Consider the following 13839-nt stretch of genomic DNA (forward strand, 5'->3'; position numbering starts at 1 on the left):
CGAAGACTATCAACGCCGATCGCTACGCTCAAACAAAAACGGAGGCGGGACTGGCCCACCTCCGTCATATAGTTGGTTAGTCAGATCCGCCTCAGATCAGAACCGAAGGCGGGCACTTGCTGCGAAACGGCGACCCAGGGCGTCGTACGTCGAGGGATAGACGTTGCCGCTGTTGTAGGCCGTCGATCCGATCGTCGAACCAACTACCTTCGGCTTGTTGTCGAGCAGGTTCATTGCCGACAGCGTCAGGTCGAAATTGTCCGTGACACCGAACCGGGTCGTCAGATCGAAATAATGCTCCGCACCGATGCGCTGGAACTGCTCCAGCGGACCGCCACCGGCAGCAATGTCGTCTGCGAGCGCGAGCGGCTCGTACTTCACCGCATCGACATAGCGCCACAACAGCGAGACGTCTGCCGCACCGATCGTCAGCGTGGTCCGCTGGTTGAAGCTGAACTCCGGCTGGATCGATTCGCAGTTCACGCTGTAATAGCCAACGCATTCGCGGTTGACCGAAGTCGGCGTCGCCTGGAACTTATTGCTGTTGGTCCAGGTACCGACGAACGACAATGCGAGCTTAGCGAAGCCGAGATCGTTGCGATAGTTGACCGCCAGATCGATGCCGTCGGTCGATAGGCGACCCAGGTTCGAAAGCGGCAACTGCAGGCCGTCGGCGCTACCGTTCAGGCTGCCGTCGATCGGATTACGCGTGATCGCCTGGCAACCGGCCGACGTTGCCGCCTGAAGCGGCGTATAGCAGGCACCGAACACATCGCCGACTGTCGGGTTAGTGATCGCATCGCGCACGCGGATGTTGAAGTAATCGACGCTGATGTTGAAGCCGCGAATGAAATCCGGCTGGAACACGGCGCCGACAGTCCAGGTATTCGCGGTTTCGACACCCAGAGCGGCGTTGCCGCCCTGCCTGGTGTTAACCTGCCCGGCCGATGGCACAGGAATGTTGCCCACAAGAGCATTGGCCTGAGCCGGCGTGGCACCACCCGCAACGATCTGGGCGGCACAGACGCCCCCCAAGGCGCTGCCGGCGGTTACGCCGGTGCCCGCGCAGGGATCGCTGGCCGAATTGTCGAGAGCGGTGACCAGCGGCGCGAACAGTTCGTTGATGTTCGGCGCACGCGCTGCCTTCTGGTAGTTACCACGGATCTTCAGGCTGCGGACCGGCTCCCACGAGCCGCCGACCTTCCAGGTCCAGTTGGTGCCGGCCGTCGAATAATCGGAGACACGGCCACCGGCTTCCAAGGTCAGGCTGTGGAAGAACGGCTTGTCCTCGACAAGCGGCATGATCAATTCGGCGAAAGCCTCCTTGACGTTGTACCCGCCGGAGACGTCGGGCGATGCCGCGCCGTTGCCCAGCACTTCGTTCGGACGCTGCGTCAGTTCGTCGGAGACCACCGAGGCAGTATACTTGCGATATTCGGCACCGAGCGCGAACGAAATCGCCTGTGTTGCGAACGGGCTGGACACGCCGAAATCACCATTCACGACGCCGTGGGCCTGCGCGATCGTCGTGCGGGTGGCCGTGCTGTTCGTGACACCCAGAAGATAGCCCAGCTGATCGGGGGTGATCGTTCCGGCTGCACCGAACAAATTGATCGGGACGCACCCGTTGGACGCATCGACGCACGCGGTGGTGCTGGTCGCCAGCGACGCCTGGCGCAAGCGGGTCAGCGTGCCGTTGCCGGACTGACGCTGAACATTCTCGCTCTCGCCATAGTTACCGCCGAAATCGAAGCCGATCGTGTCGGTGATGTCTCCGCGGACGCCTGCCGTATAGTCGAACACCGTCGTGGTGTAGGTCGACAGACGCGGCCCGGCCTCGATGAAGCGCCGTGAAGCAGCGGTCGTAAAGGTCCGGTAGTCCGCGCTTCCGGGCGCAGCGACAGCTGCTGCGGCGCACTGTGCCACGGTCAAACCGTTTGCCGCGCAAATCTGACTCCGCGCAGCGGCAGGCAGATAGGGGTTCGAATAGTTGATCGTCAACGCATTGCCGAACGTACCGGACGACGCGATGACGGTCTGGACCGTGTTACGCGAGAAGAGGCCACGGTTATAGACTTCGATACCCGGCGCCACTTCATAATGCGCCGCGCCGAACATGTTGTAACGCGTGAACGGCGTCTGGAAAATGTTCTGCGGGTTGAAGTTGAACAGGGCAAAGGTCGGCACCAGCCGCCCGGTGGCCGGATCGATCTGTTGGTTTGCCCCCAGACCCAGGCCGGTGAAGCGCCCAGGAACGGTCGTGCCCGATCCGCCTGCCAGGCCGGTGTAGGAATCGATGTTGTTGATGGAAAAGTCGCGCTCGCCCTGCGTGACGGGGTCAGCCTGCTGATAGCCGATGCTGAACACCGCGTTGCCGCGACCATCGCCGAAGTTTGCGCCGATCGTCAGGTCGGCGCGGAAGACGTTGCCGTCGCCACGCTGCGTGATCTGATTGCTGACATTGGCTTCGACGCCCGAGAAATCGCGCTTGGTCACGAAGTTCACGACGCCGGCCACGGCATCGGCACCGTAGGTGGTCGATGCACCGCCGGTCAGGATGTCCGTACGCTCGACCAGCGCCAGCGGGATGTTGTTGAGATCGACCACGCCGTCCAGACCCGCCGGCGCGATACGCTGACCATCGAGCAGAACCAGGTTGCGGTTAAAACCAAGGCCGCGAAGGTTGACGTAAGATGCGCCGCCGTTGCCGTTGTTCACCGAGCTGCCGATCGAAGGAACGACACCCGGGAGTTCGCGCAGGAACTGTTCGGCGACGTTGGTCTGGCGAAGCTGCAGTTCTTCCGACGTCACCGAATTGATCGGCGACGACTGCACCAGGTTCGGATTGCGAACCAGCGTGCCGGTGACGACGATATCGCCACCATTCGCGGTCGCGTCTTGGTCGGCAGCCGGCGCGGCGCCGTTGGGCGTGGAGATCTGACCGGCGTCCTGCGCCTGCGCAGCGCCGCTCGCAACCAACGCAATCCCTACCAAGAGACTGGACGCGAGCAAGCGCCCCCGGAAAATGTTCGTCATGCAAAACCCCTTTTATTTGCCCGCGCTCTTCGGATTTACCCCGAATGGTCGCACCTGCGGCATGCCGCGGTTGGCATAAGATTGCTGATATTGGCCCGAATGCACAACGTCGATTGTATCGGTCTTGCCAATTTGTGAACGAATGTACCATTTGTGTCACACTCCGTTCACGCATGGTGCTCGGTACGTCGAACGTCGGATACGGCCCTCGACTTCGAGCAGCAAAGCCGACAGACAACGGTTTTCCCGCAAAGGCCGGATATAACGACATGGGTTCCTTAAGACCGCTTGGGCTCGCCAGCCTTCTGCTCTCCGTTCCCGCCGTTGCGCAGGATGGCCGGTTGCCCAATCCTCTGACGGACATCGCCCGCTGCCGGACGATCAAGCCCGACGCTAAACGCCTCGCCTGTTTTGACGCGGCCGCCGTATCGGTGAGCATCGCCGAGCGTTCTGGCGACATTCTCGTGATCGACCGCAAGCAGGTGGTTGCGGACAAGCGGGCGGGGTTCGGCCTTCCCCGGACTCCGACCGAAGTCTTCGGAGGAGGCGCCGCGGACAAGGCGACGAGGGTAGACCAGCTGGACTCCACAATCCGATCTGCCGTGCCCTCCAACAGCTTCGGCCGCTGGAACCTGCGGCTGGCGGACGGCAGCGAATGGCAGACCATCGACGCGATCCCCGCCCCGCCCAGGCCTGGCACCGCGATCCTGGTAAAACAGGCCTCGCTCGGCGGTTATCGTGCGGCGATCGGCAAGGGACGCTCAGTTCTTGTGAAGAGATTGCGCTGAGCCCGGCATCACCCCCGCCACCAGCATCGGGTCCAGTTTCGCATCACCCCATTTGAGACTCCAGTGGAGATGCGGGCCGGTCGCGCGACCGGTCATGCCGACGGCGCCGATCGGTTGGCCCTTCGTGACGTGGTCGCCGGTCTTCACGTCGATGCGGGACAGATGGAGGAACGCGCTGTTGAGGCCCATGCCGTGGTCGAGCATCAGGAGGTTGCCCTCCAGCGTGAAGGGGCGCTCGGCGGCGAGGATCACGACGCCGTCGGCAGGGGCGGTGACGATCGCGCCGGTTGGTTTGGCGATGTCGGTGCCCGAGTGATAGCTGCCGGGTTCGCCCTTGTAGATGCGCTGCGATCCGAACAGGCCGGAGATGCGGCCGATGGCAGGCCAGGCGAACGCCTGCCGCCAGCCCTGCGCGTCGGTGACGCGCGCACGCGCCGCGACGATCTGCGCGAGCTCGGGCGGGCGGAGTTTCGTGAACACCGGGTCGGGCGCGGGGAATTTCGGGAGCGTGTTCAGGCGCTCGATCCGCCAGACGCGCGGCGCGATCGTGAGACTTTGCGTAACATTGCGACCGTCGGCGAGCGTCGCGGTCAGTGAGGCTTGCGGGCCGGCGTCGCGGTCGAAACCGGCGATGAAGCGGCCGTCCGGGGATAGCGCGACCGGCTTGCCGTCGAGCGCGACGGTGCGTGTTCCGGCGGGAGCGGTGCCCAGGATCAGGCCGCCTTGGCTGAGCGTGCCGGTCCAACGGAAGGCGGACTGGCTTGCGGTTGGCGGCGGCGGCGCTTGCTGGGCGGCGGCGCCGGTTGCGGCCAGCAGGACGAGCGCCGCCGCCCGGATCACAGCCGCTCGAATCACCGGGGCGCCATCGCTTCGCTGGCTGCCGCGGCGGTGGAATAGGCCTCCTGCCGGGCGACGCTCCAGTAGCGCAGATCCTCCAGCGCGATGCGGTGGCCCGTGGCGGCGCAGGGGACGTGGTCACCGGGGCTGAGCACGCGGAAACCGTTCGCCATATAATGCAGCCGCGCGGCGCGGTCGGAGTTGGACATCAGCATTGCGGGTCTTCTCTACAGCAGGGTCGGCTGGCGCGGCGCCGGGTCGGGCGCGGCCTTCGCCTTGGGGGCAGCATAGGTTTTGGCGACGGGGCGCTCAAGGCCGGTGTCCGTCACCGCGTCCACCACGCCGTCGCGGAAGTGGAGCGTCAGCGTGCCCGCGTCGCGCGCGGATTTGGCGGAGGCGAGCGTCTCGCCGCCGGGCCGGGCGGTGACTCGGGCATAGCCGCGGTCGAGGATCGCATCGGGGTTGAGCGACTGGACGAGACGCCAGGTCGCATCGAGCTGCGCGCGCTTCGCCTCGAGCTTGCGCTCCAGCGTGGCGGGACGGAGTGCGGCGCCCGAACGATCGAGACTGCCGCGCGCCAACGTCAGCCGGCGCTCCAGCCCGCGATCGAGCCGCTGACCGAAATCGTCGGCGCGCTGGCGCTGCGGCCCGAGCAACTGGTCGCGCTTCGGGAGCAACCGCGCCAGCGCATCCAGGCGCTCGCGACCGCGCTCGACATGACGGCGGGCGCAGCGTTCGGTGCGGTTGCGGTGGCTGTCGATCGTCAGCCGCAGGTCGGCGAGCACCGGCACCGCGATCTCGGCGGCGGCGGTCGGCGTCGGCGCGCGCAGGTCTGCGGCGAAATCGCACAAAGTGGTGTCGGTCTCATGCCCGACCGCGGAGATGATCGGGATCGTGCAGGCGGAGACCGCGCGGACGACGATTTCCTCGTTGAACGACCACAGATCCTCGACCGAACCGCCACCGCGCGCGACGATGACGAGGTCCGGCCGCGGTACCGGCCCGCCGGGGACGAGCGCATCGAACCCGCGCACCGCGGCGGCGATCTCGGCGGCGGACCCCTCGCCCTGCACCTTCACCGGCCAGACGATGACGTGCGTCGGGCAGCGATCCTCCAGCCGGTGGAGGATGTCGCGGATGACAGCACCCGTGCCCGACGTGACGACGCCGATCACCTTCGGCATGAACGGCAGGCGCTTTTTGCGCGTGCCGTCGAACAGCCCCTCGCCCGCCAGCTTCGCCTTCAATTTCTCCAGCAGCGCCATCAGCGCGCCCGCGCCCGCCAGCTCCATCCGCTCGATGACGATCTGGTACTTCGAGCGGCCGGGATAGGTGGTGAGCTTGCCGGTCGCGATCACCTCGATCCCGTCCTGCGGCACGAAGGCGAGGCTCGACGCATTGCCCTTCCAGATGACGCCGTCGATCACCGCCTGGTCGTCCTTCAGCGACATGTAGCAATGCCCGGAGGCGACGCGTTTCCAGCCCGAGATCTCGCCGCGCAGGCGGACATGGCCGAACTCGCCCTCGACCATCCGCTTCAGCTTGAAGGCGAGTTCGCCGACCGACATCGCCAGTGCGTTGTCGCCGGGCACCGGCTCGGCTACCAGCCGGCCCATGTCGCTGGACACATCATCGGAAAAGGGATCGGGCATGAACGTCCTGCTGCTGGGCTCGGGGGGTCGCGAACATGCGCTCGCGTGGAAGCTGGTGCAATCGAGGGGCCTCGATACGCTGTATGCCGCGCCGGGCAACCCCGGGATCGCGCGCATTGCGACGCTCGTGCCGCTGGATGCGACGGATCATGCCGCGGTGGTCGCGTTCGTGCGCGAGCATGACGTCGGGCTGGTCGTGATCGGGCCCGAGGCGCCGCTGGTCGACGGGCTGGCGGACACCTGCCGCGCGGCGGACATTCCGGTGTTCGGGCCTTCGAAGGCGGCGGCGCAACTGGAGGGGTCGAAGGGCTTCACCAAGGATCTGTGCCTTCGTGCCGGCATCCCGACCGCGGGCTATGTCCGTGTGAAGAGCCGTGCAGAGGCGGATGCCGCGCTCGCCCGCACCTTCTCGTTGCCGGTCGTCATCAAGGCGGACGGCCTCGCCGCCGGCAAGGGCGTCGTCATCGCATTCAGCGGGGCCGAAGCCGATGCCGCGCTCGACGCGTTGTTCGCCGACGGGGAAGCGGAAGCCGTGATCGAGGAATTCCTGGAGGGCGAGGAGGCGAGCCTGTTCGTGCTCACCGACGGTGTCGCGCTGATGCCGTTCGGCTCCGCGCAGGACCACAAGCGCGTCGGCGAGGGCGATACCGGCCCGAACACCGGCGGGATGGGCGCGTACAGCCCTGCGCTCGTCCTGACGCCCGCGCTGGAGAAGCGCGCGATCGACGAGATCGTCGCGCCGACGGTGGCGGCGATGGCGGCGGAGGGCGCTCCGTTCTCGGGCGTGCTGTATGCCGGGCTGATGCTGACGCCGCAGGGGCCGAAGCTGATCGAATATAATGCGCGGTTCGGCGATCCCGAGACGCAGGTGCTGATGATGCGCTTTCAGGGCGATCTGCTCGCGACGATGCTGGCGGTGGCGGAAGGGCGGCTCGGCGAGATGCCGGCGGCGAAGTTCAGCGACGACACCGCGCTGACGGTGGTGATGGCGGCGAACGGCTATCCGGGCACGCCGAAGGCTGGTGGCGCGATCGTCGGGCTGGATTCGGCGCGGGCGGCGGGCGGCACGGTGTTCCATGCGGGCACGCGGATCGAGGACGGCGGGCTGGTCGCGTCGGGCGGGCGCGTACTCGCGGTGACCGCGACCGGCGACGACGTGGCGGCGGCGCAGGCGAACGCGTACCGCGCGGTCGAGGCGATCGATTTCGCGGAAGGCTTCTACCGTCGCGACATCGGCTGGCGCGAGATCGCACGCGGGTGATCCACTTCTGATCCTCCCCCGCCAGGGGGAGGTGGCTGGCGCTTGCCAGTCGGAGGGGGAGGAAAGGGATAACCTCTGTTCCGTGCCCTCCCCCTCCGTCACCTTCGGCGACACCTCCCCCTGGCGGGGGAGGATGCAGAACTATCGGTGGCTCAGGCCGAGCCCGCCAATTACCGCTCGCCGCCTCCCTCGCGTGGCGCTACGAGTATGAGCATGAACGAAACTTCCGCGACCTCCGCCTCGGGCATGAGCCTGCTGCCCGATGGCATCGCCACGCTGACCGCGATCCACTTCACGATCATCGCCGTGGTGGCGGTGCTCGTCGTGATCGGCCTGATCTGGGGCATCAAGGCGAAACGCAGCCGGGTGAAGGCGTCGCGCGACGTGATCGCGAATGCCAGGGAAGCCGGCGTCGCCCCTGTGCCGGCCTCCGTCCCAGTCGAGTCGCCGCGTGCACAGGCTCCCGAGCCGGCCCCCGTCGCGCCGGCACCAGCCGCGCCGCACGGGGCCGAGCCGCGCAGGGCCGAGCAGTCCCAGACGCAAACGCGAACGGTCGCTCCGACTCCCGCACCATCGCCCTCGCCCTCGATCGAGCGCACGGCCCCGGCCGCCGCGCCGCAGCCGGCGATTATCGACGAACCGGCCCCCGCTCCCGCTCCCGCTGCCGCCCCCACGCCGCCGGCGCCCAGCCCGGCTCCCGAGCCAGCGGTGCCGGCGCCGGCCGAACCCGCCCCGATCGCTCCGCCCGTGTCCGCGCAATCCTATGCCGATGGTCCGGTGACGCAGTTGAAGGGACTCGGCCCCAAGGTCGCGACGCAGCTCGGCGCGCTCGGCGTCACGACGGTCGGCCAGATGGCCGCGCTGTCGGAGAGCGAGGCGCAGTCGATCGACGCACAGCTCGGCAATTTCACCGGGCGGATGGGGCGCGATCGCTGGATCGAACAGGCGCGGTTGCTGGCGGCCGGCGACAAGGCGGGCTTCGAGGCGGTGTTCGGCAAGCTGTAACCCGCGTCGGTCGATCGACCGGCAGCACGACAGGCGCACGCGACGCATGTCGATTGGCTCTATGCCGCGCGGGCCGCGACGGGCATGTCACGCGGTGTCGCACCTCGAAGTATGAGGGCGGCATTTTAGACAGGGTGATGAGTGCACATGCTGGCAATGATGAGTGCGATGCTGCTGACCACCGCGCCGGTGCATCCGACGACCGGACCGGTCGCGCTGCCCGGCGCGACGCCATCGCCCTTCGCCAGCGACTTCCCCGCACCGGCGTCGATCCCAGTATCGATGCCCGTATCGATGCCAGTCATGATGCCAGTCATGATGCCGATATCGATGGCGACGTCCCCTCTGGCTCTGATCGGCTCGCTTCCCGCCGTCGAGTTTTCGCCGCAGGGGCTCCCCACGCAGGCGATTCCTCCGGTCGGCCCGCCACCGTTGCGCACGCCGGCGACCGAGCGTGGCACGCAGACCGACATCATCGTCACCGGCCGCAAGGAGAGCGCGGGCGATCCGCTGCGCGCGGCCAACGCCGAGTCGTTCGCGGTGACGCAGAAGGTCGACGACGCGGTGATCGGCCCGGTCGCGCGGACCTATAAGAAGACCGTGCCGAGCCCGATCCGGCGCGGCATCCACAATTTCCTCTACAATCTGCGCGAGCCGATCGTCTTCCTGAACTTCCTGCTGCAGCTCAAGCCGGGCAAGGCGGCCGAGACGGTCGGGCGGTTCGCGATCAACTCGACGATCGGCGCGGTCGGCGTGATCGACATGGCCAAGCGCAAGCCGTTCCGCCTGCCGCGGCGCTCGAACGGGTTCGCCAACACGCTCGGCTATTACGGAGTGAAGAACGGCCCGTTCCTGTTCCTGCCGCTGGTCGGACCGACGACGGTGCGCGACCTTCTCGGCGGCGCGGTCGACCGCCTGATCCTGCCGGTCGGCATCGGCAAGCCCTTCACCAGCGCGACCTACACGATCCCCGCGGGTATCCTCGGCGCGCTCGATCACCGGTCGGAGTTCGACCAGACGCTGAAGGACCTGCACGACAATTCGCCCGATCCGTACGCGGCGACCCGGGCCTTCTATCTCAACCGGCGCCAGGCGGAGATCGACCATCTCCACGGGCGTGTCGAGGGCGATCCGGCAGGCATGTCGGGACCACCGCCTAGCGTGGTGCCGTTCGTGCCGAAATATCTGGAGCCAGGCGCCGCGGCCGATTCGGGGACGGTTTTGGCGGTGCCGGGCGGCAGTTCCAGCGGTGCACCTGCCGTCGATGTGCCGGCGGCGACGCCCGCGGCGGCTGCTCCCGGCGTCGATGTGCCTGCGACGGCGCCCGCGGCTGCTGCTCCCGGTGGCGATGTGCCGGCGGCGGCGCCGGCGGCTGCTGCTCCTAGCGTCGATGTACCTGCGGCGGCGCCCGCGACTGCTCCCGGTGGCGACGCGACCAGCGGATCCGAAGCTCGTCCCTGAACGAAGGAGGGGCCTTACCGCCCTCCATCCGTTCGTGCTGAGTAGAGACCGAGTAGCTCCGTCAGGAGCGTATCGAGGGCTCGTATCGAAGCACAGGTTCCGCGCGCCCGTCCTTCGATACGCCGCTTCGACAAGCTCAGCCGCTACTCAGGACGAACGGGTTGTGGGGGGTCGGTGCGCCTTCCATAGACGAGGCATAAGCAAGTAACTCAACCCTGACCACCACCCCGGCGGAGGCCGGGGCCCAGTTGGGGGACGTTGCAAACTGAGGGCAGCGCTCCGTTACCGCGACCTCACCACCTGGGCCCCGGCCTTCGCCGGGGAGGTGAAATACCGGGGAGCGTCTAGCCACTTTCACCCGCTACTCCGCGCCGAACCCTCAGACCTCGCTCACCAGCAGCTTGTCGATCCGCCGCCCGTCCAGATCGACGATCTCGAACTTCCACCCCTGCTCGACGAAGCTCTCGCCCTCGCCCGGCAAATGGCGGAACACCGACAGCGCGAGGCCAGCCACCGTCGCGTAATCGCGGTCCTCGGGCAGGTCGATACCGAGGCGATCGGCGAGCGAATCCGCCGCCATCGTCCCCGCCACCAGCAGCGAGCCGTCGTCGCGGACCACCACCGACGGTGCATCGTCGGGATCCGAGTCCGACTTGAACTCGCCGGCAATCGCCGCGAGCAGATCGGCGGGCGTGACGATGCCTTCGAAATGGCCATATTCGTCATGGATCAGCGCCATCGGCACCTCGGCCTCGCGCAGCGCCAGCAATGCGTCCATCGCGTCGATCTGGTCGATCACGACGGGGGCTTTCCGCATCAGCGCGCGCAGGTCGATCGGCTCGCCGCGGAACAGCGCCGCGGCGATGTCGCGCGCCTGGACGACGCCCTTGACCGCGTCGATCGAGCCTTCGCCGACCGGCAGGCGGGTGTGCTGCGACGCGAGCAAGGTCTCGCGGATCTCGTCGGGGCCCCAGTCGCAGTCGAGCCAGTCGATCTCGGTGCGCGGCGTCATCACTTCGCGCACCGGGCGATCCGCGAGGCGGACGACGCCCGAAATGATCGAACGCTCATGCTCCTCGATGATCCCCGATTTCGACGCCTCGGCGACGATCATGTGGAGCTCTTCGGCGGTGACGTGCTCTTCCGATTCGCGGTTGAGACGAAGCAGCTTGAAGATCAGCGCGCTGGTCGAATCGAGCACCAGCACGATCGGCGCGGTGCCGATCGCGAGCCAGCGCATCACCGGCGCCATGAACGACGCGATCGCCTCGGGCGCCCGCAGCGCGAACTGCTTGGGGACCAGCTCGCCGATGATCAGCGACGCGTAGGTCGTCAGGCCGATGACGATCGCGAACCCGACGGTCTCGGCGGTCGAGGCGGACAGACCCCAGGCCTGCAACCGCGCGGCGGTCGGCATGCCGAGGCTGGACCCCGAATACGCACCGGCGAGGATACCGATCAGCGTGATGCCGATCTGGACGGTCGACAGGAACTTGCCGGGATCGGCGGCGAGCACCAGCGCGGCGCGCGCGCCCTTCTTGCCCGAGCGTGCCATCGCCTCGAGCCGGGCCTTCCGCGCGGAGACGATCGCGAGTTCGCTCATCGCGAACACACCGTTCAACGCGACTAGCGCGAGAATGATCGCGACGTCGATCCAGGGGAAGGGGGGAAGCGGTGCCATTGGCTCCGCGCCTCTTTGCAGGACAACGGCCCGTCGCACAACCGTCCTTGCGCGTAGGACGTATCCCGGTCAGTGCGCAGGCGGAACAATCGTCGCCACACCGGGTTATCGGCCGTATCGGACATAACGCCGTCATCGATCATGTCTCAGGGAGTTTATCTATGAAAACCAAGATGTTCGCAGGCGCCGCACTGGCGGCCCTCATCGCCACCAGCGGCTGCACCACCGATCCGGAGACCGGTCGCCAAACCATCTCGAAGACGGCCCTAGGCGGCATCGGCGGCGCGCTCGGCGGCTATCTGCTCGGCGACGTGGTCGGTGGTCGACGCGACCGGACCGAGAAGCTGCTGGGTGCGGGCATCGGTGGCCTCGCGGGTGCGGGTATCGGCGCGTACATGGACAAGCAGGAGCGCGACCTGCGCGCGCGCACTGCCGGCACCGACGTGCAGGTGATCCGCCAGGGCGACGACCTGGTGCTCAACATCCCGTCGGGCATCACCTTCGCCTATGATAGCGCGACGGTGCAGCCGCAGTTCCAACGCACGCTCGATCAGGTCGCGGACACGCTGTCGCAGTACAACCAGACCTATATCGACGTGTACGGCCATACCGATTCGACCGGCAGCGACGCGTATAACCAGACGCTGTCGGAGCGCCGGGCGCGCTCGGTCGCGGATTATCTGGCGGGCCACGGCGTCCAGACTGCGCGCATCGGGACGCGCGGTTACGGCGAGACGCAGCCGATCGCGTCGAACGATACCGATGCGGGCCGGGCTGCAAACCGTCGCGTCGAAGTGAAGATCGTCCCGATCACGCAGAGCGACATGCGGTAGTTAACGGCGTTGGCTTATCCTCCCCCGCAAGGGGGAGGTGTCGCCGAAGGTGACGGAGGGGGAGGACACGGAACAGAGGTTTCTCTATCCTCCCCCTCCGACTGGCAAGCGCCAGTCACCTCCCCCTGGCGGGGGAGGATTTCTCTTCAGAATAACCGCCCCCCATTCGGGACCTGTCCGGTCGGCGAGATCAGCACCACCTTCCCGTCCGCGTCGGGGAAGCCGAGTGTCAGGACCTCGGACATCACCGGGCCGATCTGACGCGGCGGGAAGTTTACCACCGCGGCGACCTGGCGGCCGACCAGCGTCTCCGGCGTATAATGCTCGGTGATCTGCGCGGAGGAGCGCTTCACGCCGATCTCCGCGCCGAAATCGATCCGCAACTTGAACGCTGGCTTGCGGGCTTCGGGGAAGGGTTCGGCCTCGACGATCGTGCCGACGCGGATGTCGACCTTCTCGAAGTCTGCGAACGCGATTTCAGGCGCGATCACGTCAGAAATCGACATTGTCGTAATGCGCCGGCGGTGAGATCAGCTCCATCCGTTCGGACAGCAGCGGGCGGAAGCTCGGCCGACTCTTGAAACCGCGATACCAGCGCGCGGTCTGGTCATGGCCCTTCCAGTCGATCCCGCCGAGATAATCGGTGACCGAGATCTGCGCAGCCGCCGCCAGATCGGCGAGACTCATCGTCGCGCCGCCGAGCCAGTTCCGGTGATCGAGCAGATAGTCCATGTAATCGAGATGCCCCACCGCCGCCTTCATCGCTTCACGCAAGCCCTTGGCGTCGGGCGCGGTACGGTGGGCGAGACGCTTGACCATCCGCTCGTGGAGCAGCGGTCCGGTCACGTCGCGGTAGAAATGCGTGTCGAACCACGTCACCAGCCGGCGGATTTCGGCGCGGTTGGTCGCGGTGCCGTTGATCATCGCCGCCTTCTCGACGGTTTCCTCGAAGAACTCGCAGATCGCCATCGAATCGATCAGCGGAGCGACACCGCGCGACGCGTCGACCATCACCGGGGTCTGGCCGGCGGGGTTCATGTCCATGAACTCGTCGCGGCGATCCCAGGGCGATTCGCGGACCAGTTCGTAGCCAACCCCCTTCTCGCCCAGCAGCAGGCGCACCTTTCGCGAGAACGGACACAGAGGGAATTGATAAAGCTGCCACATGCGCTTCGTTTAGGCGGTGGGGGGCGGCTGTGTCACTAGCGCGGGTTGGACGGCGCGTAAGAAGATTTGGTTCACGCGGAGGCGCAGAGACGCGGAGGTGTTGCGTTCGGCGCGAGCG

General features: G+C 66.9%; 12 protein-coding genes. 5 read left to right on the plus strand and 7 right to left on the minus strand.

Annotated features, from left to right (window positions below):
• Positions 1-96: 96 nt before the first annotated feature.
• A complete protein-coding gene (locus NLI89_RS12290) occupies positions 97-3036 on the minus strand; it encodes a TonB-dependent receptor plug domain-containing protein (protein WP_254687280.1) in 2940 nt (979 codons plus the stop codon).
• Between the two features lie 173 nt (positions 3037-3209).
• Here NLI89_RS12290 and NLI89_RS12295 point away from each other — a divergent pair, with 173 nt between their 5' ends.
• Positions 3210-3824 carry a hypothetical protein gene (locus NLI89_RS12295; protein ID WP_254687281.1) on the plus strand — a complete coding sequence of 205 codons (615 nt, stop codon included), beginning with the start codon at positions 3210-3212 and terminating at the stop codon, positions 3822-3824.
• Here NLI89_RS12295 and NLI89_RS12300 read toward each other — a convergent pair.
• From NLI89_RS12300 to xseA, 3 genes are read right to left on the minus strand one after another with little or no spacing between them, the layout of a single operon-like run.
• Entirely contained in the window at positions 3798-4676 is an 879-nt protein-coding gene (locus NLI89_RS12300) for a M23 family metallopeptidase (protein WP_254687316.1), read from the minus strand. The two genes, NLI89_RS12295 and NLI89_RS12300, sit on opposite strands and share 27 nt — an antisense overlap.
• Positions 4676-4876: a DUF2093 domain-containing protein gene (locus NLI89_RS12305; protein ID WP_132897415.1), complete on the minus strand. Its 201-nt coding sequence runs from the start codon at positions 4874-4876 to the stop codon at positions 4676-4678. Before NLI89_RS12305 ends, NLI89_RS12300 begins: the two co-directional genes overlap by 1 nt.
• 12 nt (positions 4877-4888) lie before the next feature.
• The gene (xseA, locus tag NLI89_RS12310; protein ID WP_368077275.1) at positions 4889-6313 is read right to left on the minus strand and encodes an exodeoxyribonuclease VII large subunit; all 1425 of its coding nucleotides are present in this window, start codon (positions 6311-6313) and stop codon (positions 4889-4891) included.
• Between xseA and purD the strand changes: the two genes are divergently transcribed.
• The 3 genes from purD to NLI89_RS12325 all read left to right on the plus strand — a co-directional run bounded on the left by purD (position 6312) and on the right by NLI89_RS12325 (position 10040).
• Complete coding sequence (gene purD, locus NLI89_RS12315; RefSeq protein WP_254687283.1) at positions 6312-7574, plus strand: phosphoribosylamine--glycine ligase; 1263 nt, start codon at positions 6312-6314, stop codon at positions 7572-7574. The genes xseA and purD overlap by 2 nt on opposite strands.
• A 213-nt stretch (positions 7575-7787) precedes the next feature.
• Positions 7788-8579, plus strand: a complete 792-nt coding sequence (locus NLI89_RS12320) for a hypothetical protein (RefSeq protein ID WP_254687319.1) — start codon at positions 7788-7790, stop codon at positions 8577-8579.
• A gap of 147 nt (positions 8580-8726) precedes the next feature.
• A complete protein-coding gene (locus NLI89_RS12325; protein ID WP_254687284.1) occupies positions 8727-10040 on the plus strand; it encodes an MlaA family lipoprotein in 1314 nt (437 codons plus the stop codon).
• A gap of 379 nt (positions 10041-10419) precedes the next feature.
• Here NLI89_RS12325 and NLI89_RS12330 read toward each other — a convergent pair whose 3' ends face one another.
• Positions 10420-11721 carry a hemolysin family protein gene (locus tag NLI89_RS12330; RefSeq protein ID WP_254687285.1) on the minus strand — a complete coding sequence of 434 codons (1302 nt, stop codon included), beginning with the start codon at positions 11719-11721 and terminating at the stop codon, positions 10420-10422.
• 161 nt (positions 11722-11882) lie between these two features.
• Here NLI89_RS12330 and NLI89_RS12340 point away from each other — a divergent pair, with 161 nt between their 5' ends.
• Positions 11883-12554, plus strand: a complete 672-nt coding sequence (locus NLI89_RS12340) for an OmpA family protein (RefSeq protein ID WP_302675756.1) — start codon at positions 11883-11885, stop codon at positions 12552-12554.
• Positions 12555-12700: 146 nt separating this feature from the next.
• On the opposite strand, the gene NLI89_RS12345 is transcribed toward NLI89_RS12340, so the two are convergent.
• Together NLI89_RS12345 and NLI89_RS12350 are read right to left on the minus strand one after the other, a co-directional pair.
• On the minus strand, positions 12701-13060 hold the full coding sequence (locus NLI89_RS12345) for a tRNA-binding protein (protein WP_254687286.1): 360 nt from the start codon (positions 13058-13060) through the stop codon (positions 12701-12703).
• Positions 13047-13721 carry a glutathione S-transferase family protein gene (locus NLI89_RS12350; protein ID WP_056054264.1) on the minus strand — a complete coding sequence of 225 codons (675 nt, stop codon included), beginning with the start codon at positions 13719-13721 and terminating at the stop codon, positions 13047-13049. The genes NLI89_RS12345 and NLI89_RS12350 overlap by 14 nt, the downstream gene beginning before the upstream one ends.
• Positions 13722-13839: the final 118 nt, after the last annotated feature.

Source organism: Sphingomonas faeni (genome assembly GCF_024273235.1).
GTDB lineage: Bacteria > Pseudomonadota > Alphaproteobacteria > Sphingomonadales > Sphingomonadaceae > Sphingomonas > Sphingomonas faeni_A.